General features: G+C 46.2%; 21 protein-coding genes and 1 riboswitch. Of the genes, 7 read left to right on the top strand and 14 right to left on the bottom strand.

Annotation, left to right across the window (positions count from 1 at the left end):
* Window positions 1-170: 170 nt before the first annotated feature.
* The 5 genes from torD to PG915_RS06220 all read left to right on the top strand — a co-directional run bounded on the left by torD (window position 171) and on the right by PG915_RS06220 (window position 4,281).
* On the top strand, window positions 171-809 hold the full coding sequence (gene torD, locus PG915_RS06240; RefSeq protein ID WP_353498333.1) for a molecular chaperone TorD: 639 nt from the start codon (window positions 171-173) through the stop codon (window positions 807-809).
* Between the two features lie 360 nt (window positions 810-1,169).
* The gene (gene purR / locus PG915_RS06235; RefSeq protein ID WP_353498332.1) at window positions 1,170-2,174 is read left to right on the top strand and encodes an HTH-type transcriptional repressor PurR; all 1,005 of its coding nucleotides are present in this window, start codon (window positions 1,170-1,172) and stop codon (window positions 2,172-2,174) included.
* A gap of 176 nt (window positions 2,175-2,350) precedes the next feature.
* Window positions 2,351-2,438: riboswitch (cyclic di-GMP riboswitch) on the top strand.
* A gap of 115 nt (window positions 2,439-2,553) precedes the next feature.
* Window positions 2,554-3,144, top strand: a complete 591-nt coding sequence (locus PG915_RS06230) for a TfoX/Sxy family DNA transformation protein (RefSeq protein WP_353498331.1) — start codon at window positions 2,554-2,556, stop codon at window positions 3,142-3,144.
* Between the two features lie 120 nt (window positions 3,145-3,264).
* Complete coding sequence (locus PG915_RS06225) at window positions 3,265-3,948, top strand: TVP38/TMEM64 family protein (RefSeq protein WP_112462003.1); 684 nt, start codon at window positions 3,265-3,267, stop codon at window positions 3,946-3,948.
* Complete coding sequence (locus PG915_RS06220) at window positions 3,949-4,281, top strand: putative signal transducing protein (protein WP_353498330.1); 333 nt, start codon at window positions 3,949-3,951, stop codon at window positions 4,279-4,281.
* Here PG915_RS06220 and PG915_RS06215 read toward each other — a convergent pair.
* The 7 genes from PG915_RS06215 to bioB all read right to left on the bottom strand — a co-directional run bounded on the left by PG915_RS06215 (window position 4,262) and on the right by bioB (window position 12,115).
* Entirely contained in the window at window positions 4,262-5,059 is a 798-nt protein-coding gene (locus PG915_RS06215) for an alpha/beta fold hydrolase (protein WP_112462002.1), read from the bottom strand. The two genes, PG915_RS06220 and PG915_RS06215, sit on opposite strands and share 20 nt — an antisense overlap.
* A 149-nt stretch (window positions 5,060-5,208) precedes the next feature.
* Window positions 5,209-6,666: a glycogen synthase GlgA gene (glgA, locus tag PG915_RS06210; RefSeq protein WP_353498329.1), complete on the bottom strand. Its 1,458-nt coding sequence runs from the start codon at window positions 6,664-6,666 to the stop codon at window positions 5,209-5,211.
* Window position 6,667: 1 nt separating this feature from the next.
* Window positions 6,668-7,885, bottom strand: coding sequence for a glucose-1-phosphate adenylyltransferase (gene glgC, locus PG915_RS06205; protein WP_418641588.1), 1,218 nt, complete (start codon window positions 7,883-7,885; stop codon window positions 6,668-6,670).
* A 561-nt stretch (window positions 7,886-8,446) separates the two neighbouring features.
* A complete protein-coding gene (gene bioD, locus PG915_RS06200; RefSeq protein WP_353498328.1) occupies window positions 8,447-9,124 on the bottom strand; it encodes a dethiobiotin synthase in 678 nt (225 codons plus the stop codon).
* A complete protein-coding gene (bioC, locus tag PG915_RS06195; RefSeq protein WP_353498327.1) occupies window positions 9,121-9,924 on the bottom strand; it encodes a malonyl-ACP O-methyltransferase BioC in 804 nt (267 codons plus the stop codon). The genes bioD and bioC overlap by 4 nt, the downstream gene beginning before the upstream one ends.
* Window positions 9,925-11,079 (bottom strand): 8-amino-7-oxononanoate synthase, encoded by a 1,155-nt coding sequence (locus tag PG915_RS06190; RefSeq protein ID WP_353498326.1) that lies wholly within the window; start codon window positions 11,077-11,079, stop codon window positions 9,925-9,927.
* Complete coding sequence (gene bioB / locus PG915_RS06185; protein WP_353498325.1) at window positions 11,063-12,115, bottom strand: biotin synthase BioB; 1,053 nt, start codon at window positions 12,113-12,115, stop codon at window positions 11,063-11,065. The genes PG915_RS06190 and bioB overlap by 17 nt, the downstream gene beginning before the upstream one ends.
* Window positions 12,116-12,235: 120 nt before the next feature.
* On the opposite strand from bioB, the gene bioA reads away from it, so the two are divergent.
* Window positions 12,236-13,513: an adenosylmethionine--8-amino-7-oxononanoate transaminase gene (gene bioA, locus PG915_RS06180; protein WP_353498324.1), complete on the top strand. Its 1,278-nt coding sequence runs from the start codon at window positions 12,236-12,238 to the stop codon at window positions 13,511-13,513.
* 56 nt (window positions 13,514-13,569) lie between these two features.
* On the opposite strand, the gene PG915_RS06175 is transcribed toward bioA, so the two are convergent.
* The 6 genes from PG915_RS06175 to lrp all read right to left on the bottom strand — a co-directional run bounded on the left by PG915_RS06175 (window position 13,570) and on the right by lrp (window position 21,184).
* Complete coding sequence (locus PG915_RS06175) at window positions 13,570-13,836, bottom strand: DksA/TraR family C4-type zinc finger protein (RefSeq protein ID WP_353498323.1); 267 nt, start codon at window positions 13,834-13,836, stop codon at window positions 13,570-13,572.
* 209 nt (window positions 13,837-14,045) lie between these two features.
* Window positions 14,046-15,353: a serine--tRNA ligase gene (gene serS / locus PG915_RS06170; RefSeq protein ID WP_353498322.1), complete on the bottom strand. Its 1,308-nt coding sequence runs from the start codon at window positions 15,351-15,353 to the stop codon at window positions 14,046-14,048.
* Between the two features lie 103 nt (window positions 15,354-15,456).
* Window positions 15,457-16,746, bottom strand: a complete 1,290-nt coding sequence (locus PG915_RS06165; protein ID WP_420884617.1) for a replication-associated recombination protein A — start codon at window positions 16,744-16,746, stop codon at window positions 15,457-15,459.
* A 77-nt stretch (window positions 16,747-16,823) separates the two neighbouring features.
* Complete coding sequence (lolA, locus tag PG915_RS06160; protein WP_353498320.1) at window positions 16,824-17,441, bottom strand: outer membrane lipoprotein chaperone LolA; 618 nt, start codon at window positions 17,439-17,441, stop codon at window positions 16,824-16,826.
* Window positions 17,442-17,475: 34 nt separating this feature from the next.
* Window positions 17,476-20,529: a DNA translocase FtsK 4TM domain-containing protein gene (locus PG915_RS06155; RefSeq protein ID WP_353498319.1), complete on the bottom strand. Its 3,054-nt coding sequence runs from the start codon at window positions 20,527-20,529 to the stop codon at window positions 17,476-17,478.
* A gap of 160 nt (window positions 20,530-20,689) precedes the next feature.
* The gene (lrp, locus tag PG915_RS06150; protein WP_004734558.1) at window positions 20,690-21,184 is read right to left on the bottom strand and encodes a leucine-responsive transcriptional regulator Lrp; all 495 of its coding nucleotides are present in this window, start codon (window positions 21,182-21,184) and stop codon (window positions 20,690-20,692) included.
* Between the two features lie 156 nt (window positions 21,185-21,340).
* On the opposite strand from lrp, the gene ald reads away from it, so the two are divergent.
* Window positions 21,341-22,465, top strand: a complete 1,125-nt coding sequence (gene ald, locus PG915_RS06145) for an alanine dehydrogenase (protein ID WP_353498318.1) — start codon at window positions 21,341-21,343, stop codon at window positions 22,463-22,465.
* Window positions 22,466-22,559: 94 nt separating this feature from the next.
* Here the strand turns inward: ald and PG915_RS06140 are convergent, their stop codons facing one another.
* The gene (locus PG915_RS06140) at window positions 22,560-23,756 is read right to left on the bottom strand and encodes a methyltransferase (protein ID WP_353498317.1); all 1,197 of its coding nucleotides are present in this window, start codon (window positions 23,754-23,756) and stop codon (window positions 22,560-22,562) included.
* Window position 23,757 lies beyond the last annotated feature (1 nt).

Genomic DNA, 23,757 nt, shown 5'->3' with positions numbered 1-23,757 from the left:
CAACCAAAACCGTCGAATAGCATATGCAACAAAAACCAAATCGCACAAACATCTGACAAAGCACTATTTTTCATATTTTTTAATAAATTAACTTATTTATTCACACAACACGTTATTGCTATTCATCTTTATTAGCTAAAATAGAAGTATCATTTTTGGAGACAATACAAATGCAAGAAATCAAAGCATTTAATGAGCAACGTGCGGAAATCTATTGGTGGCTATCAAGCTTGTTTGCTTCTGAGCTGACCGACGATGAGCTAAGCAAATACCACAGCCCAGAAATACGTTCGTTTCTAACCGGACTTGGTGAAAACCCATCGCTGTCGGAGCCAATCAAAACCTTCACTGATTCGCTCAATAGATTGCAAGTACGTGAAGATGCTCAATTGGAGCTCTCTGCCGATTTTTGTGATCTGTTTTTAAAGACCGACAAGCATGGCGCACTGCCTTATGCCTCAATGTACATTGGTACTTCTGGCCTACTCAACGACCAACCTGCGCAAGAAATGGCAGATCTACTCGCCAAGTACGGTATTGCAGTAAATAAAGATCTCAATGAGCCAGCGGATCACCTTGCCATCGAACTCGATTTTCTAGGTAACCTTATCATCCGTTCGAACGAACTGGAGAACGACGCACTGCACGAACAAGCGGACTTCATCAATACTCATCTCATGAGTTGGTTGCCTCAGTTTGTTAAAAAGTGCCAACAGTTTGATGAATTTGGCTTCTACTCTGCTGCTGCAAGCCTCTTGCACGCCTTCTGTCTGTTAGACCTGACCTACCTTGCGGATGAAAACGACTAACTCCGATTTCAACTGATAGGTGCGACACATACTAAAGGCGCAAACGTGGTTTTCAGTCATCTGAGTCAATTTTGCGCCTTAGTTATAAATTTGTGGGATAAATGATTGCCAGCTCACTAAGCTGCGACTACAATTCGCCGTTTAAATGCAATCGCCCATTGGTATTACAGAAAATCATCTCCACTTAGGTGGCAATATCGAGCTTTGAGCTCAATTTGTTGATTCTGCCTAGGCTTGCATACACTTGCCGGTTTCCGCTTTTACATCCGTTTATTCACAAAAGCGCTGGAACCACTAAAATTAAAGCGGCACAAACGTTTACTCACTAATTCAATAAGCCGCGACTAATAGGATATCACTATGGCAACCATTAAAGATGTCGCCCGACTTGCTGGCGTTTCCACGACCACAGTATCCCATGTAATTAATAAAACTCGTTTTGTTGCAGAAGCAACGCAAGAAAAAGTGATGGCGGCGGTCGATGAACTCAACTACGCGCCTAGTGCTGTTGCTCGTAGCCTGAAGTGCAATTCGACTAAAACCATTGGTATGTTGGTCACCCAATCGACCAACTTATTTTTCTCAGAAGTTATCGATGGCGTTGAAAGTTACTGCTATCGCCAAGGCTATACACTGATTTTGTGTAACACAGGTGGTGTTTACGAGAAGCAGCGTGACTACATTCGCATGCTGGCAGAAAAACGCGTCGATGGTATTTTGGTGATGTGTTCCGACTTGACTGAAGAGCTTCTTGAGATGCTTGACCGTCACGCAGACATTCCAAAAGTGATCATGGATTGGGGTCCAGAGAGCTCTCAAGCCGATAAGATCATCGATAATTCAGAGGAAGGTGGCTATCTAGCGACTAAGTTTTTGATTGAGAAAGGTCATACCGATATTGCCTGTCTAAGTGGTCACCTAGAAAAAGCGGTATGCCAAGAACGCATCATCGGCTATAAACGTGCACTGGCGGAAGCCGGCATTGAGATGAAAGAAGATCGTATTCTTGAAGGTAACTTTGAATGTGATACTGCGGTAATCGCCGCTAACCGCATCGCCGCAATGGAAGAGAGACCAACGGCCGTGTTCTGTTTTAATGACACAATGGCATTTGGACTTATGAGTCGCCTTCAACAGCTTGGTGTAAACGTACCTGAAGATATCTCTGTTATCGGTTATGACAATATTGAACTGGCTGAATACTTTTCGCCACCGCTGACAACGGTTCACCAACCGAAGCGACGTGTTGGTAAAAATGCCTTTGAGATTCTACTAGAACGAATCAAAGATAAAGGTCACGAAAAACGCATTTTTGAAATGCACCCAGAAATTGTAGAACGTGACTCTGTCAAAGCCCTAACCTAACGCTGACAAAAGTGCCGATTTCGGCACTTTTTGATCTCTATTCAAAATTCCCCCCTACTGCTGTCAATTTTTTATTCACCTTGAGGCACAAACAACCAAACATTATTTGAACTAAGATCACATTTCCAAAGATCACATATCAATAACTTACGTAGTTTTCCTATATGCTATATGTGTCACGCACAGGGCAAACCATCTGAAAGGGTGGGACGCAAAGCCACCGGCCTAAACCAATTTTTATTGATAGGTAGCGGGGTTGCCGATGGCAAGGGCAAAGACTCAGTTATAGCAGTGGCTTAACAGAGCTCTGACACCCGTTTGCTATACTCTCGGACCTGATTTTGGTGACACAATCAATAACACCGAGAAAAGAATAAGCATGGATAATCCTATACTAAAAGATTCAATGCAGTTATTCGCTCAGCTTGGAAGAGTAAAGTCTCGATCCATGTTCGGCGGATTTGGCATCTTCGTAGACGATACGATGTTTGCATTAGCAGTGAATAACAAATTACATATCAGAACTGACCGTCAGACCATTTCCACCTTTAAAAAGCTAGGTTACAAACCATACGTTTATAAAAAGCGTGGATTTCCCGTGGTAACCAAGTACTTCGCACTACCAGACGATTGTTGGCAAGATCAAGACGCTATCTTGACTCATGCTAAACAGGCGCTCGCGTTTGCAAAAACTGAAAAAGAGCAGCAGTCTGAAGCGAAGCCAAACCGATTAAAGGATCTTCCTAATTTACGACTGGCAACTGAGCGTATGCTTAAAAAAGCCGGTATCGAATCTGTGGGCGATCTACAGCAGCACGGCGCTGTTGAGGCATTTAAAGCCATCCAAAGAACCCACTCTAGCTCAGTTGGGCTCGAGTTACTATGGGCACTAGAAGGCGCCATCAACGGCACTCACTGGTCTGTGATACCACAAACCAAACGAGAAGAGCTTGCTAGCTTAATCAACTAACCCTTGGTTTTCCCAATAAAAAATCAGCCTTATGGCTGATTTTTTTCGTATTAGATGAAAGGAAAAGGTCACACTCCCTTTCTACTACACTAATACTAAGACATTACAAAGGATATCGTCATGAGCAAGAAGCTAATACTTGGATTAGTACTGGTTGCCATCATCGTATTTTTAGGCGTTAATTTTGGTCAACATCTTACGCTCGAAAACGCCAAAGCGCAGCAAGCCGCACTGGCTGAGTACATCGATGCCAATTTTGTTACTGCGGCACTCACTTACTTTTTTGCCTACATCGCGATTACTGCGTTTTCGATTCCAGGCGCTGCAGTGGTTACCTTGCTAGGTGCTGCATTGTTTGGTTTTTGGACAAGTCTATTACTGGTTTCTTTCGCGAGCACTATTGGCGCGACATTGGCGTTTTTGAGCAGTCGATTCCTACTTCGCGACTGGGTGCAGAGTAAATTTGGTTCTAAACTCGATACCATTAATAAAGGGGTCGAAAAAGACGGTGCCTTTTACCTGTTCTCACTTAGGCTCATCCCAGTATTCCCGTTCTTTTTGATTAACCTATTGATGGGTCTGACGCCAATCCGCGCATCAAAATACTACTTGGTGAGTCAACTTGGTATGCTGCCTGGTACGGCCGTGTACTTAAACGCAGGTACGCAACTTGCCAACATTGATAGCCTGTCTGGCATTGTATCACCGACAGTATTGGCTTCCTTTGCACTACTTGGTTTGTTCCCGCTCATCGCTAAATGGATCATGGCGCGACTGTCTCGCTCACCGCAGGTACAAGAATAGATGAAGATTTTTATCGGCAACAACCCACCAGAAACTCACATCGTGCAGCAGCAACTGGCTTCAGAGGGCATACATTGCGAAGTGCGCGGAGAGGGAGTATTTGGGCTAAGAGGTGAAGTGCCTTTTGACGAAAGCTCACTGCCTTATGTTTGGCTGTTCGATACTGAGCAATCAATGATGGCAAAAGCCATTATCAAGCAGTGGCAGTTAAAAACCCAATATGCCAATCACGCAGATTGGCATTGCTTTGCATGTAATGAGCTCAATGAGGGACAGTTTGAGGTTTGCTGGAACTGTCAAACCCCAAAACAAGTTAAGATGCCACTGACTTGATGAAATCTATCGAGTGCTTATTGAACTCGTCTGGCCTTTCAACATTGCACACATGACCACAATCTTTAATCTCTAAAAGTCGGCTGGACTTGTGTTCAGCCACCATCTCTTTGACCGGCTTGATAAACATATAATCTTTATCACCCATCAAATACAAAGTTGGGATCGGCAACTCTCGATCTTTGAAGTAACGGTTAAGCGGATTCACTTCTGTTGTCAGTTGATACCAGCGCTTAAACTCTTTCTGACACAACTTCTTCGCTTCACGTACGAATAAGTGACGAGATTCTTTTTGACCCGGCTGTGGCATCACAATGTAAGCAAATAGGCTGTATAACCACATGTAAGGGATCATGTGCTTACTCCAGTTGCCTATCTTCACCAAGATCTGCGAACGCGTGTTAAAACGCGTTACAGCGCCACCTAGCACCATAGAGCGAACTCTTGAGTGCGCGAGCTCCGCAATATTGCGAACGATGATAGTTCCTAGAGACATGCCAACGAAATGTGCTGACTGAATTTTCAAATGATCCAATACGCGCACAATGTCCATTGTCACCTCTTTAAAGGTGTACTTATTGGACATGATGTCTTTTAGAAACTGATTCGACTTACCGTGGCCACGAAGGTCTATAAACAACAGATTGAAATGTTCACGATAAGCACGGATTTGTTTGAACCAGATATTTGAACTACCGCCGGCGCCATGCACAAAAACCACCCACTCGTTACTGGTAGGGTGTTGATACGTTTTATGAAACAGCAAACTCTCTGACATAGTACTCAATATTCTTGATGCAATTGGAAGTAAGTTACCATAATTCGCCTAACGACAGGCAAAAACTATCGATGAATTTGGTAAAAATGATTAATAAGTGTAGCTAAAAAATGAAAAAAAGCGGCGATTGCCGCTTTTTTAAAGTGAGCTTACTGCTGACTGAGTGCCAAGTCATACATCTTAATGTATTCCTTCGCTGATTCAGTCCAGCTAAAGTCCTTACGCATTGAACGTAGCTGCATTTCATGCATTTGTTCAGGGTGCTGCAGATAAAATAGCAGTGCACGTTGCAGAACAATCAGCAATGCATCATGGCAGGGTTCATCAAAACCAAAACCCGTTGCATTCACTGGATCGTCATCAAAATCAATCACTGTATCTTTAAGCCCGCCCACCTTACGTACGATAGGCAAAGTGCCATAAGCCATACTGTAGATCTGATTAAGACCGCACGCTTCAAACTCCGAAGGCATCAAGAAGAAATCCGAGGCAGCCTCAACTAAGTGAGCAAAGCGGTTGCTATAAGCTTCAACAAACTTGAGCTTGTCTGAAAACTCTTCAGCAAGGTCGTTCAAATGAGACGCGATTTGTGGCTCACCGGTACCGATAATCACTACCTGAACATCATTCTTTAGGAACTTGTCCAAAATTGGCAAGATATAGTGGAAACCTTTTTGGTGCGTTAATCGGCATACCATGCCCACCATAGGAACGTTGCGTTCAGGCAGTCCTAACTCTTGCTGAAGTGCTGTCTTAGAAGCGAGCTTCCCAGACAACATGCTTTCTAGCTCATCACCGTAGTTGGCAGGCAAGAACGCATCATGTTTTGGGTTCCACTCAGAGTAGTCACACCCGTTCACTATGCCATGCAAATCTTTAGAGCGATGAACAAAATCGTCAACAAGGCCATGAGAGCCTAGCGGCGTCACTAGCTCAGCGGCATAGTTTGGGCTAACCGCATTGATTTTGTCCGCAAAGGCAATACCCGCACGCAGCGTACTCACCCAACCTTCACCATATTGCAGAAACTCCATTCCAGAGAGATGGAGCTCTGGAATGATTTCCAGCTGGCTGTATGAAAAGATGCCTTTAAAGATGGCATTGTGAACCGTCAGTACCGATTTCGTACCATCAAAGCGCGTGTCTTCGCCATAACGCGTTCTTAGCAGAAATGGGATGAGGGCTGTATGCCAGTCGTTAGCATGCACAACTGCAGGTTTGATACCAAGCTTTGGTAGAACGTCTAAACTCGCAGCCGCGAAAAAACCAAAGCGCTCGCCGTTATCTGCGTATGCTCGGTTGTGCTCAGCGTAAAGCTCTGGGCGGTCGAAATAGCGATCGCACTCGATCACGTATACTTCTACCCCATCGAGATAGGTTTTTTTAACTTGATAAGGCGTATGAGGCCAATGCTCCAGCTCAGTGGCAAGCACAAACTCATACTGATCCTTATTAGGTAATTTCTGATAGCCAGGTAGCGTAATCGCTACCTCCTTGCCAAGTTCTTGAAGCGCTTTCGGCAGAGCCTTGGCGACATCCGCCAAGCCTCCACTTTTAATCAGCCCTTGAACTTCTGAAACTGGAAACCATACGTCTATGTTTCTCATTCTAGAATCCAACTTTTGTCCCTTTTTTGATGACAACAATGCCACCTGGAGACACATGGAAACGCTTCGCGTCTAGCTCGAGATCCTCGCCGATCACAGTTCCAGGGGCAATTTCAACATTTTTGTCTATGATTGCGCGCTTGATTGTACAACCCACACCAATCTTAACGTCACCTAGAATAACAGATTCACTCACTACAGAACCAGCAGCAATATTACTTCTAAAACCCAGTACCGATTTGTAGATAGAAGAACCACGAACGTAACTACCACCAGCAATTAAGCTGTCCGTCACTTTGATTTTTTGGTGCTCAGCATCGACAAACGTCGCAGGTGGCAAAGGCGGGTAATAAGTATGTAGAGGCCACTTACGGTTATAAAGCGAGAACTCCGGGTCTTCGTGGAGTAGATCCATGTGAGCTGCCCAGTAAGAGTCGATGGTACCTACATCGCGCCAATAAGTAGTATCCTTCTCACCACTAATTTTATTCGTAGAGAAATCATACACATAAACACTGCCTTCAGGGAACATCTTAGGAATGATGTCTTTACCGAAGTCATGACTTGAGTTTTCATTCTCCGCATCAATGCGAAGCTCATTACACAAACTCTCTGCTTCGAAAATGTAGTTACCCATAGACACAAGCGCCATGTCAGGGTGACCTGGTATCGATTTAGGGTTCTCTGGTTTCTCTTCAAAGCCGATCATTTTGCCATTTTCGTCCACTTCGATAACGCCAAACTCAGAGGCCTCGGCGAGTGGCATACGCAGAGCAGAAACGGTCAGCTTAGCTTCGGTACGTTTGTGGAAGTCCAACATCTGACGAATATCCATTTTATAGATATGATCAGAGCCGAAGATGCAGACATGCTCAGGGTTAGCCAGTTCAATGAATCGAACGTTTTGGTAGATAGCGTCGGCAGTCCCTTCGTACCAGCGCTTTCCGTCACGCATTTGCGCTGGGATTGGGTCAATAAATCTGTCGGTAATCCCCGTCAGATTCCAGCCTTTACGCATGTGTTGATAGAGAGATTGGGATTTAAATTGGGTAAGAACATAAATTCTCATCAAGTCCGCGTTAATGAAATTATTGAGCGCAAAGTCGATAAGACGGTAACTGCCTCCAAAAGGTACTGCAGGCTTACTGCGAGATTCCGTAAGAGGACGAAGGCGAGAACCCTCGCCACCAGCAAGGATCATTCCTAAAACACCAGCCATTGATTTCTCCGTTTTTATTTCAGCTTTCCATGTTGCTAGATACTTAGGTTATATATTGGGGGGTATCTAGCGTCGTTTTTAACGGATGACAATGTCGATTACTACACCGATCATTCAAACGTTGAATCTTGTATACAATTCGTTTGAGAGGCCTTATTTTGCTTGTTTTTTGGCCTTATTAGCTCCATAACTTTCGTATGGTTTTTCACTAAATTATCGTTTTGCGGCGAGATTACAATGGACTATCGCTCAATATTAAGCATTGAACCCAATTGCATTGAAACTCTTGTGCTTCGTCACAGAATGCCATACCGAGATTACCCGTTCAACACATAGAGTTAACATTGATTTTACCAAATCGCGTAAATTGATAAAACTTAATAAAAATCAGAGGGCTAAAGTGATATGACCAGTTAAAAAGTTTGAAAAGTGTTACATTTGATTAAAAAGCGGACTGGAGTTAATAAATTATGTATGAAATCAATACAAAAAAGCCCCAAGCGTTAATTGATACGCAAGGGGCTTTTTAAAGCGCAAAGCGCTTAATTTGTTACTCGTTGATTAACGAATGACTTCAAGATTAATGTACTTACCTAAATCTCGTTTCTTGCAGCCAGGTACATAAGGAATTTCACCCAGTTTCGGTGCGCCCATCGAGCTTTCCAGCATCTCAATGATCTCAGCATAATGCTCAACGCCTGGGTTAACACGATTCGCAACCCAACCAACCAGCTCAAGTCCATCCGCTTTGATGGCTTCAGCAGTTAACATCGCGTGGCTCAAGCAACCCAGCTTGATACCCACAACAAGCACGACTGGTAACTTCTCTTGCTTAACCCAAGTCGACAAGCAATCGTCTTTTGATACCGGTACGCGCCAACCACCTGCGCCTTCTACCAGCACAAAATCACTGTTTTGTTTATGTTGCTCTAGCACGTTAGAGAGTACTTGGTAATCCACTTCAACGTCATCAGCAATCGCCGCGATATGAGGTGATGCTGGTAGAGACAATGCATACGGGTTGACGAGATCGTAATCAACATTCAGATTCGCTGCCTGCTGGAGATGCAACGCATCCGAGTTACGTAACCCCTGCTCGGTCTTCTCACACCCTGCTGCTAACGGCTTATACCCTATCGTCGTTTTTCCTTGTGCACCAACAGCACTTAATATCGCTTTTGATACAACGGTTTTCCCAACTTCAGTATCCGTACCTGCAATAAATAGTGCTTTCATCATAATGCAACTGATCCTAAACAAATTTGATAACTGGCGGGTAATAGGCCGTTTTGATTTGCGTACTGCTTGTATTCCAGTTCGAGCATCTTCAATGCACCTCGACTGGTAAACCCTTTGGAGCGACCTTCAACATGCGTTGCTCCAATTCCTTTTAGGTCTTTCATCAAACCAAAAGCGGTTTCATACCACATAACTATTTTCGGCAAGTCTAGTTGATGGTGGATGCACTCAGATTGCGCTAACGCAATTTTTACCTGATTGAGAGAGGTAAAGTCGTTGACATGTTGATATGCATCAATTTTGCCCCATGAACGCTTCAGCTCCAGTAAAGAGCCATCAAGAAGCGTTGAAAAATGTAGGCTTCCACCGGGTTTTGTCACTCGCTTCATCTCACTAAGCGGCACAGCTAAATCACTGCACCACTGTAATGCAAGGCTTGATATCACGATATCAAAACGATTGTCTTCAAATGGCAGCGCCTCTGCGTCAGCGACTTGGTAGTGAACTCGCTCGACACCGCAGCGCTGTTCGGCAACAGCAAGCATCTCACTGGACAAGTCAGCACATACAACGTTCGCTCCCCGCTCCAACAACGCTTTAGAACAATACCCAGTACCACAGCCTAAATCGAGAACACGATATCTTGTCAAATCGTTTGGTAGCAAAGCCAATAAACGATCAGCGACCAAACGCTGAAGCTCGGCGTGCTGGTCATAAAATCTAGCAGCGCGGCTAAACGACTCCGATATCGCAGCTTTATTGGTCTGATAATTCACAAGATTTGCTAATACCTCTGACATTTAGCATCCCTCCGAATGTCGTTTTAAATTGAAAGCAAGTTTTTGAACGGCCTTCGCTTCATGGGCGGCTGATAGCGTAATCCTGAGTCGCGCCGAGCCTTTGGGTACCGTTGGCGGTCGAATGGCCGTCGTCCAACTCTGCTCACGCTTTAACGCAGCGCAAAGTGCTAAAACATCACTTTCTTCGCCAACCAGCCAAGGTTTAATTGGCGTTTTAGTGGCAACAAAACCTGCCGTTCCATTTAACGTTTCATCATAGATAGCGCCGAGTTCAATCAGCATTTCTCGACGCCATTGCTGCGTTTGAATCATCGCGACTGCTCTGGTAATCGCCACAGCATGGGCGGCTGAAAACGCTGTTGAGTAAACGTAGTGACGCGCAAATTGAGTTAGGTAATCTTTCATTTCTCGTGAGCACAATACAGCGGCACCATTAAGGCCAAATGCCTTACCAAATGTCACGACCAGAATATCTGCGCGTTTACTTGTCATTCCGACTGCGCCATTGCCCTGCTCGCCAATCACGCCGATACCATGAGCATCATCAATCATGGACAACGCACCCGCTTGCTTGCACAGAGAGACAAAGCCATCAAGATCGGCAATATCGCCATCCATACTAAACACACTTTCTGTTACTGCCATCATGGGCTTATCGGCCTGCAGCAACTGAGCAAGGTGCCCTTGATTGCAGTGACGATAGCGTTTCATTTCAGCGTCACACAGCATCCCTGCTTCCATCAATGATGCATGGTTTAGTTTATCTTGAAGCAGCAAATCGCCCTTTTGCAGCAATGCAAAAACAACGGCTTGATTAGCGGCAAATCCGGAAGAAAAGAACAGCGCACTGTCATACCCTAGCCATTCCGTTAATGCAGACTCGAGGCTTTGATGCTGATTTGAGTAACCCGTCACCAGCGGTGATGCTGCGCTGCCAACGCCATAGTCACTTACGGCTTGCTGATAGCAAAGTTTGAGCTCATCACTCGCCGCTAAACCGAGGTAGTCATTGGACGAGAAATTATCAAACCACTTACCATTGTTTTGAAAAACCGCTTGGTTACCCCTTTCTAAGGCGATGACAGAGCGTAATAAGTCGCTCTGCTTTCTCTCTTCCAGCGCCTTATGAATGCGCTGATTAAACGCTAGCGTCATAAAATAGGTCGTCTTTGGTAGGACGCGCAGCGACTCGGCTCACTACTTGGTCAAGAAGATCGTTTTCTTGCACCTCATCCGGTTTTTGTGAGGTTTCTTCACGGTTGATCCCGAGCTTTTTAAACAGCTGAAGATCTTTATCTTCATCTGGGTTTGGTGTGGTAAGTAGCTTACAACCATAGAACACAGAATTAGCGCCAGCCAAAAAGCATAACGCCTGCATTTGCTCGTTCATGTCTTCACGTCCTGCAGAGAGACGAACCGCTGAGTTCGGCATCATGATTCGTGCAATCGCGATAAGACGAATAAAGTCAAAAGGCTCGACATCATCCACTTCTTCAAGCGGTGTTCCCTTAACTTTAACCAGCATGTTGATTGGAACACTTTCTGGCTGAACAGGAAGGTTGGCAAGTTCCATAAGCAAGCCCGCGCGGTCATTGGCGCTCTCACCCATGCCAATAATTCCGCCTGAGCAGATTTTCATACCGGCATCACGCACGTGGCTGAGCGTATCTAAACGGTCTTGGTAAGTTCGGGTCGTGATGATATTGCCGTAAAACTCAGGAGAAGTGTCAAGGTTGTGGTTGTAGTAATCAAGACCAGCATCTGCAAGGTGCGTTGCCTGATCGGGCGTCAACATGCCTAGCGTCATACAGGTTTCTAGACCCATCTCTTTGACGCCTTTAATCATATCGGTGAGCAAAGGCATATCACGCTCTTTGGGGTTCTTCCACGCCGCCCCCATACAGAAACGTGTCGAGCCTGCATTTTTGGCTTTTTGCGCAGCATCAAGTACGCGCTCAACTTCCATCAAACGCTCTGCTTCAACATCGGTTTTGTAGCGTGCGCTTTGTGGGCAGTACTTACAATCTTCAGGGCAAGCACCGGTTTTAATCGATAACAGGGTGCTAACTTGAACATGGTTGGTTTGCTGATGTTGACGGTGTACAGTTTGCGCTTCGAACAATAGATCCATAAATGGCTTGCTCATCAGCTCTTGCACTTCGGCATGCGTCCAATCGTGTCGTACTTCCACAGTTAAATCCTTTGCTCTCATTGTTTTTAGTCTTGGCTAGTGTACCGACAAGCGATACACTGTCAACACCGACCACAAGCACAAGTTTACACTTGGTTAAAAGTTAAGCGACCGAATTTCATGGATTTAGATTTCGACAAAAAACACATTTGGCACCCCTACACTTCCACACTCAATCCCCTTAGTTGTTATCCCGTAGTATCCGCTAAAGGCGTTCATCTGACTTTGGAGGATGGAACAGAGCTCGTCGATGGGATGTCATCTTGGTGGTCGACCATTCATGGCTACAATCACCCTAAGCTCAATGCAGCACTGCAATCTCAGAGTGAACAAATGTCCCACGTGATGTTTGGCGGTATCACCCACCAGCCTGCCATTGACGTCAGTAAGAAGCTGCTTCAGCTTGCACCCGATAATATGGAGCACATCTTCTTGGCCGATTCGGGTTCGGTAGCGGTTGAAGTGTCACTGAAGATGGCGCTGCAATATTGGCACGCTCGTGGTGAGCGCAGGCCAAAGTTCCTCACTCTCTCCCACGGCTACCATGGCGACACGTTTGCTGCCATGTCAGTGACCGATCCGAATAATTCCATGCATAGCTTGTACAAAGGATTTTTGCCTGAGCATATCTTCGCTGACTCTCCAGAGATTGGTTTTTGGGACGAATGGATAGAAGCGGACATCAGTGATTTCAAATGCAAAATGGATACTCATCACTCTGAAGTCGCTGCGGTGATCCTTGAACCTATTGTGCAAGGGGCTGGCGGAATGCGTTTGTACCACCCTACTTTCCTGCAGCGTGTGAGAGAGCTCTGCGATAAGCATGGTGTCCTACTTATTCTTGATGAGATCGCGACTGGCTTTGGCCGCACCGGGAAACTGTTTGCCAGCGAACACGCCAACATCCAGCCAGACATCATGTGCGTCGGCAAGGCTCTCACCGGCGGTTACATGACACTGTCAGCCACGTTAACCAGTAAACACGTAGCAGACACAGTATGTGGCGGCGAAGCTGGCTGCTTTATGCACGGCCCGACCTTCATGGGTAACCCGCTGGCTTGCGCCGTGGCAAGCGCGAGTTTAGATATTGTTGCGAGCAATGAATGGCAGTCTCAAGTGAGCAGTATTGAATCCCTGTTTGCAGAATTACTGCCTAAACTAACACGCTATTCGAATGTAAAAGATGTGCGTTGGTTGGGCGCAATCGGTGTGGTCGAAACCCATAAAGCGGTGAATATGGAAGTGATTCAGAAACACTTTGTTGAGCAAGGAGTTTGGATACGACCATTTGGTAAGCTCATTTACATGATGCCTCCCTACATTAGTCAGCCAGAGCATATTGAAAGGTTGGTGGCAGCAATCGAGACGGCTCTTAAGAATGAAGAGTGTTTCAACTAACAGCAAAAAAGCGGCTGCTAACGCAACCGCTTTTCAATGCTTCTCCCAGACAAGCACTACCTGAGCTGGCTGTCCTTGCTTCCTCTACGATTAAACAGAGCCTGTCGGTAACGATGATGTTCTTGGTTTGACTGACACTCAATACAGAGTCTCACACCTTTGATAGCGGTTCGCCTTGCTAGTGGAATAGGTTCCCCACATTCATCACAAAACTCGGCACTCACACCCTGGCTTGAAAGACTGCGAACCCTTGAAATTTCATCGTCTATGGTATTTTGAATTTGTTGGCTGACACTATCGTCATTTGCCCACCCTACGGCCATAACATCCCCTCCTCATTATGTGAGAAACAAACACGCTCCGCAGCAGAGGTGGGTATTATAGTTGTTTAAGCTGACTTGATAATCACATCAAATACATAAAGACTATTACAAATTGGTAATAATCCTATTGGTGATAGTCGAGAGATAAGAATCACAAGGCAAAAAAAAGCTCGGCAATGCCGAGCTTAGAAACTTGTGTATCGCTAACATTAGCCGATGTGCGTAGCGCCGCCCATGTACTTCTGTAGCGCAGTTGGGATAGCAATACGGCCGTCCGCTTCTTGGTTATTCTCAAGAATAGCTACCATAGTACGACCCACTGCAAGACCAGAGCCGTTTAGTGTGTGAACAAGCTCAGGCTTCTTCTCACCTTTACGACGGAAGCGAGCTTGCATACGACGTGCTTGGAAATCCCACATGTTTGAGCAAGAAGAGATCTCACGGTATGTCTCTTGCGCTGGAACCCAAACTTCTAGGTCGTAAGTTTTACGAGCACCGAAGCCCATGTCACCAGTACAAAGAACCACTTTACGGTATGGAAGCTCTAGCAGTTGTAGAACTTTCTCTGCGTGACCGGTTAGCTCTTCAAGCGCATTCATTGAATCTTCTGGCTTAGTGATTTGAACCAGTTCAACTTTGTCGAACTGGTGCATACGGATAAGACCACGAGTGTCACGACCATAAGAGCCTGCTTCAGAGCGGAAACATGGTGTGTGAGCAGTCATCTTAAGTGGCAGATCAGCCTCTTCAGAGATGGTATCGCGTACTAGGTTAGTTACCGGCACTTCAGCAGTTGGGATTAGAGACAGTTTACGTGGCTCTTCATCGCTTGCTTTTTCAGTCAGTGGCTCTGTATGGAACAGATCTTTACCAAACTTAGGTAGCTGACCTGTGCCAAATAGGCTGTCAGCGTTTACTAGATACGGTACGTACATCTCTGTGTAGCCGTGCTCTTCAGTATGAAGATCAAGCATGAACTGTGCGATAGCACGGTGCAGACGAGCGAACTGACCTTTCATGACGATAAAGCGAGCACCAGTGATCTTCGTTGCGCTGGCAAAATCTAGACCGCCACCCATTTCACCTAGGTCAACGTGGTCCTTTACTTCAAAGTCGTAAGTCTTAGGCTCACCCCAACGAGAAATTTCTACGTTGTCGTTTTCATCTTTACCTTGTGGTACATCGTCCGCTGGCAAGTTAGGCACAGAAAGTGTGATGTCTTCAAGTTGAGCCATTACCGCTGCTAGCTCTTCTTTCTTCGCTTCAAGATCGCTACCTAGTGTACCGATCTGCTTTTTGATCTCTTCAGCGCCTTCTTTGTCGCCAGCAGCCATCTTCTGACCGATCTGCTTAGAAATGGAGTTACGCGTGGATTGTAAATTCTCAACTTCTACTTGAATCGACTTACGTTGATCTTCAAGTTTACGGATAGTTTCTACGTCTAGCGCGAAGCCGCGACGTGCTAATTTTTCAGCTGTTTCATCCAGCTCTGTACGAAGTAATTTAGAATCCAGCATTGCCAATCCTATGCTTTATAGTTGTGAAGAACTCTGTCCCTGGTCAATTCCTAACCAAGGACAGATATTGATTTGTTAACCGAGTAAAGATAACGAAAAGCCACTACTTTTCATAGCGCTTTTGTGGGCTTTTTGCGTCTAAATCCGCCAGATAATCTAACTTTTCGCCAATTTTGGTTTCGAGCCCGCGATTTGTAGGCTCATAGTAACAGGTACCCGCCATTTCAGGAGGCAAGTAACGCTCTCCAGCGGCATACGCACCCGGCTCATCGTGTGCATAACGATACTCTGCACCATAGCCCATGTCTTTCATCAAAGACGTAGGGGCGTTTCTTAAGTGATGTGGTACTTCATACTCTGGGAGATTGTGGGCATCTCGCAGTGCTTGCTTCCACGCAGTGTAAACTGCATTACTCTTTGGTGCGCACGCAAGATAGACAATCGCTTGTGCAATCGCCCGCTCACCTTCAGCAGGACCTACACGAGTGAAACAGTCCCATGCGGATAAAGCAACTTGCATCGCTCTTGGGTCAGCATTTCCGACATCCTCTGACGCTATCGCCAATAAACGCCTCGCGATGTACAAAGGATCGCAACCTGCTGCTATCAATCTTGCTGACCAATACAGAGCGGCATCTGGGTTGGAGCCACGAATCGATTTGTGCACAGCAGAAATCAGGTCGTACCAAATGTCACCTTTGTTATCGAAACGATTAACCTTCTCTCCGGCGACTTCAGCAAGTAACGGCAGTGTAATGTCTTTCTCACCAGCCTCGTTCTCCTCCGCCATATCGTACAGAAGTTCAAGGTAGTTCAATGACATCCTTGCATCACCGTTTACCAACTCGGCAAGGCGATCAAGCACATTGTCATGGAACTTCGCGGCGATTGCGCCTAGGCCACGCCGCTCATCATTTTTTGCTTGTTCAAGTACCAGCAAAATATCAGCAGTATCGAGCGAGGTGAGCTTATACACCCTTGCGCGTGAAAGCAGTGCGTTATTGAGTTCAAATGACGGGTTTTCAGTGGTGGCACCAATAAAGGTGACCGTGCCGTCTTCGATGTGTGGCAAGAAAGCATCTTGCTGGCTTTTATTGAAGCGATGTACCTCATCGACGAACAAAATGGTGCGTTTGCCAGCGAGTTTGTTTTCTCGAGCACGCTCGATTGCCGCACGGATCTCTTTAACGCCGGAAGTCACCGCAGACACACGTTCCACTTCTGCGTTGGCATAATTAGCAGCAACCTCCGCGAGCGTTGTCTTACCGGTGCCAGGTCGTCCCCACAAAATCATTGAGTGCAGTTGCCCAGCCTCAAGCGCTCGTCTTAGCGGTTTCCCCACACTCAAAATATGCTGCTGACCAATATATTGCTCAACGGTTTCTGGGCGCATTCTAGCAGCAAGGGGACGAAAATCTTCGTCCCCTGAAAAATCAAAACTGAAATTACTCACGATAACGTCCTAGCTACCTAGTTCCGTTGGTCATCAATTTCGACACCATCCGGAACTACAAAGGTAAATCGGTCTGAGGCAGGTTTGCCCACTTTTATGTTATCGAAAACAAAGCGGCCTTTTTGGCCATCTTGCTCAATCACATTAAAGCCATGAACAATGCCTTTGCTATCGATATTGATTTGAAATTGGCCTTGCGTTGAGTCGACGGCCGTTGGGACTAAAGTAAATACATCGCCTTTTTGGTTGACGCTGTAGTTGTCCCAATCGCTATCACGATTACGTGTCAGTAACACGAATGGCGTCTGCTCTGTTGCTTGCTCTTGATTGTAAATACTGACCTGCTCGATAAATGGGCTGTAGTACCACAGGTTTTGTCCATCGGATACCAGAACGTTTTCATCAGGCAGTGTCGTCACCCAGCGAAACATGCTTGGGCGTAAAATATCGACATTGCCTTCCCCTTCCATAACAACATCCCCATCAGGACTGGTCACTTCTTGAGTAAAAGTCGCGCTAAAACCATCATTCAATTGAAGCCTTTCACTAAGCTCCTTTTGCGGCGTTGCAAAAGCCAGGGCTGAAAAACCTATTGCTGAAGCACTTAACATCGCGGCATTAAACCATTTCTTCATTTGATTTCCTCTTACCTCTTAAGGCGAATCGAAATTATTCTTTTGGTGGCGCTGGCGCGAGGACTTCGCGGTTACCGTTATGACCCGGTGCGCTTACGATACCTTGAGCCTCTAGCTGCTCGACAATACGCGCAGCGCGGTTATAACCAATCTTAAATCGGCGCTGCACACCTGAGACAGAACCTCGACGTGACTGAACAACATGTTCGACAACTTGATCGAACAGTGGATCCATGTCTTCGTCACCTTCCATCTTTTCACCTGGTAGCAACGTCTCTGGAGACTGCTCGCCATTGGTGATTTCATCAATATAGTTCGGCTTACCGCGTGCTTTCCAGTTATTCACCACGGCATGCACATCATCATCAGACGCAAATGCACCGTGTACACGAGTTGTATGACTAGAGCCCGGTGGCAGATACAACATATCACCCATACCAAGCAGGGATTCTGCGCCGCCTTGGTCGAGAATAGTGCGTGAATCGGTCTTGGTCGAAACCGTAAAGGCGACACGAGTCGGAATGTTGGCTTTAATCAAACCGGTGATCACGTCTACCGACGGTCGCTGAGTTGCGAGTATCAAGTGAATACCAGCAGCACGTGCTTTTTGTGCCAAACGCGCAATGAGCTCTTCTACTTTCTTACCCACGACCATCATTAGGTCGGCAAACTCATCGACAACAACAATGATGTATGGCAGTTTCTCAAGCAATGGCGGCTCTGGATCCATGCTGTCGCCTTCTTGCCACAAAGGATCATGAATAGGATGACCTGCGTCTGCTGCCATTTTCAATTTGTCATTGAAGCCCTTGATGTTACGAACGCCAAGCGCTGACATCAACTTGTAACGGCGCTCCATCTCACCCACACACCAACGAAGTGCATTCGAGGCATCTTTCATGTCGGTTACCACCTCAGAAAGAAGATGAGGAATACCTTCGTAGATGGAAAGCTCCAACATTTTCGGGTCAATCATGATAAAGCGTACGTCTTCAGGCGTTGCCTTATAAAGCATACTCAAGATCATGACGTTAACACCCACGGACTTACCTGAACCGGTTGTACCCGCGACAAGCACGTGTGGCATTTTCGATAGATCCGCCACCACTGCTTCACCTGCAATATCTTGACCGAGTACTACGGTAGTTGGTGATTTGGAATCGATAAACGCTTGGCTACCAACCACATCTGAGAAGAAAACGGTTTGACGTGTCATGTTTGGCAGCTCAAGACCAACATACGGCTTGCCCGGAATGACTTCCACTACACGAACCGCCATCGCCGACAGTGAGCGTGCTAAGTCCATTGAAAGGCCAGAAATTCGACTTACCTTTACACCAGGAGCAAGATCCAGCTCAAAGCGGGTAATCACTGGGCCTGGGAAAATATCCACCACTTCCGCTTTGATTTTGTAATCCGCCAACTTAGATTCAACCAAGCGAGCAATGTTTTCCAGCGCTTCTCGGTCAATAAAGTTCTCTCGCTTCTCTGGGTGGTAGAGAAGTTCTAGCGTTGGCATCGGCTCTACTGGTCTAGGTAAATTCTGATCCCGCTGAACCAAGAATGGATTCATTTTTGCCACTTGCGCTTTTTGCGCCTCGGCCACTATGTTTTGGAACGCCTCGACATCTTGATCAACAGGTTCGTTTTCGGCTTCTGCATCGATAGCATCGAAATCTACTGTCGGTTCAATATGTGATGTTGAAGACTCAACATCTATATCAGCAGTATCAACCCATGGAGGCGTAAAATCCTCTACCTCTTCAACTTCTTCATATATCGAAGGCTGAGGGTGCACCTGCTGCGTGGCTTCATCCATTGCATAGGCTGATGACTCTACTTGTTGGTTAATTGGCTGTTCACTAGCCAAAGGTTCAGGTTGAGGCTCATGAGCAAACATGGTCTGGTGATTACCTGGCTCTTCAAATGTTGGAGCCGCTGTTTGTTCTGCATTTGCCATTGCCGCAGCTGGAGCTGTTGCCGCCACTGACGCAGTAACACTCGACGCTGGCGACTCAGGCTCTTCTCCCTGATTCGCATAGTCATCACTAGAGCGAGCAGCATTTTCCAACTCTTCAATAGTCGCACCAAGCTGACGAGTGCGTTCTACCTGAGGTGGCTGAGATTGAAGAGAACCCGACACTACCGGTTCAACAGGTTGTACTGTTTCAACCGCGCTCACTTCTGATGGCGCTGACGTTACTTGCGGTGCGATTGATTCTTGTGAAGCAGTGTCGTCTTCTGGTTTTGCAAACAGTGGGTCATAGGCTGGTTCAGGCTCTGTCGCAACCGAAGGCGTCGACTCTGGAACATGAATATTGTATTGCTTCTTGCTGGTAGCCGGAGCCTCTTGTACTGCACTGTCTGCGCTAAAGCGTGGGAGCTCCTCTGTGTCATCGGACTCTTGGTCGTCAAGCACAGGCTCATATACTTCTTCTTTGGTACCACGAACCTTGTTGACCAATGCGGCACTCATCGATAGCACGCTATCACCGATCCACTCGACGACTCTTAGCCAAGAGATGCCAGTAAGTAGTGTAAAGCCCGCTCCCCAAAGAAATAGCAGCACCAAAGTCGTACCAAGCACATTCAGCGTTGGTAAAGACAGGCTGGTTAAAACATCTCCAATTACGCCACCTGAGGAGAAGTACCAGATATCATCAAAGTTGATGTCAGCAAGGCCACAGCTCGTCAGAATAAGAACGGTTAGTCCAAGTAAACGCGTACCCCAGATCATCAAATCAATCGGATCATCTTCGTCACGATTGCGGAAAAAGACCCAAGCACTCAACGCTATGATGAAAGGGATTGGGTATGCCAAAGAGCCGAAAACAAAAAATAGAGTATCCGCTAGCCACGCACCAACAAAGCCGCCAGCGTTTTGAATGTCACCACCCCATGCAGTCTGTGACCATGAGGGATCCGCCGGACTAAAGGTGAATAAGGCTACAGCGAGTAGAATAGAGGTAAGTACAGCTAAGATGAAACAGCATTCTCTTAACCGCTGAAATCCGTTTAGACGAGTCGCCTGAGGCTCTTCACTCGTCTTGATAATCGTTTCGACTCTTTTTTTGTCCTGTTTGAACATAACCAACATCTAATTATTGAAAACAGTCCGAGCGGCAAAAGCCGCTCGGTGTATTCATTGATTTAACCACAATGAGGATTAAAACCCAATCTGACTCGAGAATAAAGCATGCTTTATCATAACTTTAGTCAACTTCTTGTCAGACTTGGAAACGCCGTCTCTAGCGCGTTTTAATCACAAGCTGGTTAGTTTGTTTCACTTCTTCCATAACCACATAGGTTCGCGTGTCATTCACACCAGGAAGGCGAAGCAAAGTATCCCCTAAGAGTTTACGATATGCGCCCATATCCGACACCCTTGTTTTCAAAAGATAGTCGAAATCACCTGATACTAGGTGACATTCTTGAATATCGTCTAACTTCTGTACCGCTGTATTGAACTGTTCAAATACATCTGGCGCTCCACGGTTCAATGTAATCTCTACGAATACAAGTAGTGAAGCATCTAAGTACTGCGGATTTAAGAGTGCGGTGTAGCCCGTAATATAACCCTGTCTCTCCAAACGACGTACACGCTCTAGACATGGTGTAGGCGATAACCCTACACGTTTTGAGAGTTCGACGTTTGAAATACGACCATCTTTTTGCAACTCATTGAGGATGTTGCGATCGATACGGTCTAGTTCCTTGGACGGCTTCTTATAGTTGTCTGCCATTTTTTATTCCACCTTGTTACTTCCTTGCAAAAAAATATACTACAACTCTGTAATATACAGTATCAAATTTTGTGTATTAGCTTCTATACTAGACATTAATTCGACAATAACACCCTACAAACAGTTAATACAACCACATTATAATGAGGAGTCAGGATGATAATTGGCGTACCTAAAGAGATTAAAAACCACGAGTACCGAGTTGGTATGGTTCCGGCGAGCGTTAGAGAACTAATCTCACACGGCCACGAAGTTTACATTGAAACTCAAGCTGGCACCGGTATCGGTTTTTCAGACGATGATTACATCGCTGTAGGCGCATCCATTCTTCCTACCGCTGCAGACGTCTTCGCGAAAGCAGAGATGATTGTAAAGGTCAAAGAACCCCAAGCTGTCGAGCGTGCTATGCTACGTGAAGGACAAATTTTATTCACGTATCTCCATCTAGCACCAGATTTTCCACAAACTGAAGAGCTAATCAAAAGCAAAGCTGTCTGCATTGCCTATGAGACTGTAACAGATAATATGGGTCGTTTGCCACTACTAGCACCAATGTCAGAGGTCGCTGGGCGAATGTCTATACAGGCTGGTGCACAAACACTCGAAAAGTCCAATGGTGGACGTGGTCTACTACTTGGTGGTGTACCAGGTGTTGAACCGGCGAAAGTCGTCGTCGTTGGTGGCGGTGTAGTTGGCTCTAACGCTGCTCGCATGGCTGTTGGTATGCGTGCAGACGTCACAATCCTCGACCGCAATATTGATACATTACGCGTTTTGGATGAAGAATTCCAGGGTCGCGCAAAAGTTGTTTATTCTACAGAAGACGCACTTGAGAAGCATGTTCTAGAAGCAGATCTCGTAATCGGCGCTGTTTTAGTCCCAGGTGCTGCTGCACCTAAGCTCGTCACCAAAGAACACATCGCGAAGATGAAGCCAGGTGCGGCAGTGGTTGACGTTGCTATCGACCAAGGCGGTTGCTTCGAAACTTCTCACGCGACAACTCACGCAGAGCCAACTTACATTGTTGATGAAGTGGTTCACTACTGTGTCGCTAACATGCCTGGTGCGGTTGCTCGTACTTCTACGTTTGCACTGAACAACGCGACGCTACCTTACATCATCAAGCTCGCGAACAAAGGCTACCAGCAAGCACTTACTGAAGATAAAGGCTTCCTAGATGGTCTAAACGTGATTCACGGTAAAGTAACGTGTAAAGAAGTGGCTGAAAGCTTTGACCTTGAATACGTTGAGCCAGCAACGGCTATTGCGATGTTCAACTAATAGGTCTTTAACCACAAAGAACGACATCCAAATTGAAAAACGGGCTTATTGCCCGTTTTTTTGTGCCTGCGTTTTACGCTTAACTTATCTGACGCTATGACTTAAACGCGTGCAGCAGTATGTTACGCGGAGTAGTGGCAGTATCGCAAAAAGTCGACAAGCTCACCTGATAGCCGTGAGACTTCAAATACAAGGCTTTGTCCAGCGCTAGCCACACCTCAAGCGGACGACGAAACACACTTTGCACCAAGCTCAGCGCTTCCATCTTCCAAAAACGCGCCTGCCCAACCCGCTCAAAATGCTCGAAATCAACCTGGGGTATAGTGAGTGACTTCTGCGCTGCTGCCCAATGACAAAAATGCTCAAATCCATCAGAAAGCTGCGACTTTTTGATACTCGGTACCGGCTCATATCCCTCAGTAACCTGATTTTGCTGACAGAGCGCATCAAAGCCAAGCCTAAACACCATCTCTTGCTCTCTGTGACGTTTCACGCGTTCACCACCTGTGACGGTTTCCTGAAGGGGAATACGTAGCTCTTGCTTTGTTAATGACAGTTCGGCTTGCCTACCTAGCTCAGATAGAGGTTGGTATTGTTCGTCTTGAATTAAGTGATAGCAACAAGGTGACAAAGTGAGTGCTGGAAGCCTAGCACCTATAGCATGATGAATCAGCGTGACATGCAGATCACCACACGCATGCAATGCAACCGCATGTTGATTGGCATTGAATACCTGCTTAGAACTCTCATCAAATGCATCACCTTGTACGAACTGCATGCTTAAACCACGTCTGTTAGCTTCATGCTGCCCAGCGTCACAAAGGGCTTGCTGATATTCAAAGCTCGTCACCTTCTGCTCAGTTTGAGAGGAAAGAATACGCCCAAGAAAACCTTTACCAGAGCACCACTCTAACCACTCGCTACCATGATGGTTATGGATGCATGCAGAACCCATTTGGCGAATTTGTTCAAGCTTGCGCCCTGGTACGCCAGAATCGAGGCCACGGGGAAGAGTTAAATGGGAAGCTTCGCCGATCGAATCAATCACGGCAGCCTGTTGAAGCGCATGTAACTCGGGTATGAACGGGCTAAGCGCCTCTGCGCACTGTAACGGAGACTGCTTCAAGGTTTGGATGTGTTCTGGGGAGCATTCAGAAAGCCACTCAGATAAAGCTGGATGCTGTGATTGCCAAGGAAGCTGACCACTGACTATTTGAATAAAGGGATCATGCCGCCAATAATCTTGGTAGGCTTTGAGTATGGCGGTAAGTTGGTCAAATTGCTGGCGCACA

The organism is Vibrio sp. CB1-14, assembly GCF_040412085.2.
Lineage (GTDB): Bacteria > Pseudomonadota > Gammaproteobacteria > Enterobacterales > Vibrionaceae > Vibrio > Vibrio chaetopteri.
This window is presented reverse-complemented; position numbering and strand designations above follow the sequence as displayed.

What these genes read in the sequence shown, in the direction of transcription:
- torD (WP_353498333.1), top strand. Translation starts at nt 171, where the DNA reads ATGCAAGAAATCAAAGCATTTAATGAGCAACGTGCGGAAATCTATTGG.
- purR (WP_353498332.1), top strand. Translation starts at nt 1,170, where the DNA reads ATGGCAACCATTAAAGATGTCGCCCGACTTGCTGGCGTTTCCACGACC.
- PG915_RS06230 (WP_353498331.1), top strand. Translation starts at nt 2,554, where the DNA reads ATGGATAATCCTATACTAAAAGATTCAATGCAGTTATTCGCTCAGCTT.
- PG915_RS06225 (WP_112462003.1), top strand. Translation starts at nt 3,265, where the DNA reads ATGAGCAAGAAGCTAATACTTGGATTAGTACTGGTTGCCATCATCGTA.
- PG915_RS06220 (WP_353498330.1), top strand. Translation starts at nt 3,949, where the DNA reads ATGAAGATTTTTATCGGCAACAACCCACCAGAAACTCACATCGTGCAG.
- PG915_RS06215 (WP_112462002.1), bottom strand. Translation starts at nt 5,059, where the DNA reads ATGTCAGAGAGTTTGCTGTTTCATAAAACGTATCAACACCCTACCAGT.
- glgA (WP_353498329.1), bottom strand. Translation starts at nt 6,666, where the DNA reads ATGAGAAACATAGACGTATGGTTTCCAGTTTCAGAAGTTCAAGGGCTG.
- glgC (WP_418641588.1), bottom strand. Translation starts at nt 7,885, where the DNA reads ATGGCTGGTGTTTTAGGAATGATCCTTGCTGGTGGCGAGGGTTCTCGC.
- bioD (WP_353498328.1), bottom strand. Translation starts at nt 9,124, where the DNA reads ATGATGAAAGCACTATTTATTGCAGGTACGGATACTGAAGTTGGGAAA.
- bioC (WP_353498327.1), bottom strand. Translation starts at nt 9,924, where the DNA reads ATGTCAGAGGTATTAGCAAATCTTGTGAATTATCAGACCAATAAAGCT.
- PG915_RS06190 (WP_353498326.1), bottom strand. Translation starts at nt 11,079, where the DNA reads ATGACGCTAGCGTTTAATCAGCGCATTCATAAGGCGCTGGAAGAGAGA.
- bioA (WP_353498324.1), top strand. Translation starts at nt 12,236, where the DNA reads ATGGATTTAGATTTCGACAAAAAACACATTTGGCACCCCTACACTTCC.
- PG915_RS06175 (WP_353498323.1), bottom strand. Translation starts at nt 13,836, where the DNA reads ATGGCCGTAGGGTGGGCAAATGACGATAGTGTCAGCCAACAAATTCAA.
- serS (WP_353498322.1), bottom strand. Translation starts at nt 15,353, where the DNA reads ATGCTGGATTCTAAATTACTTCGTACAGAGCTGGATGAAACAGCTGAA.
- PG915_RS06165 (WP_420884617.1), bottom strand. Translation starts at nt 16,746, where the DNA reads ATGCGCCCAGAAACCGTTGAGCAATATATTGGTCAGCAGCATATTTTG.
- lolA (WP_353498320.1), bottom strand. Translation starts at nt 17,441, where the DNA reads ATGAAGAAATGGTTTAATGCCGCGATGTTAAGTGCTTCAGCAATAGGT.
- PG915_RS06155 (WP_353498319.1), bottom strand. Translation starts at nt 20,529, where the DNA reads ATGTTCAAACAGGACAAAAAAAGAGTCGAAACGATTATCAAGACGAGT.
- lrp (WP_004734558.1), bottom strand. Translation starts at nt 21,184, where the DNA reads ATGGCAGACAACTATAAGAAGCCGTCCAAGGAACTAGACCGTATCGAT.
- ald (WP_353498318.1), top strand. Translation starts at nt 21,341, where the DNA reads ATGATAATTGGCGTACCTAAAGAGATTAAAAACCACGAGTACCGAGTT.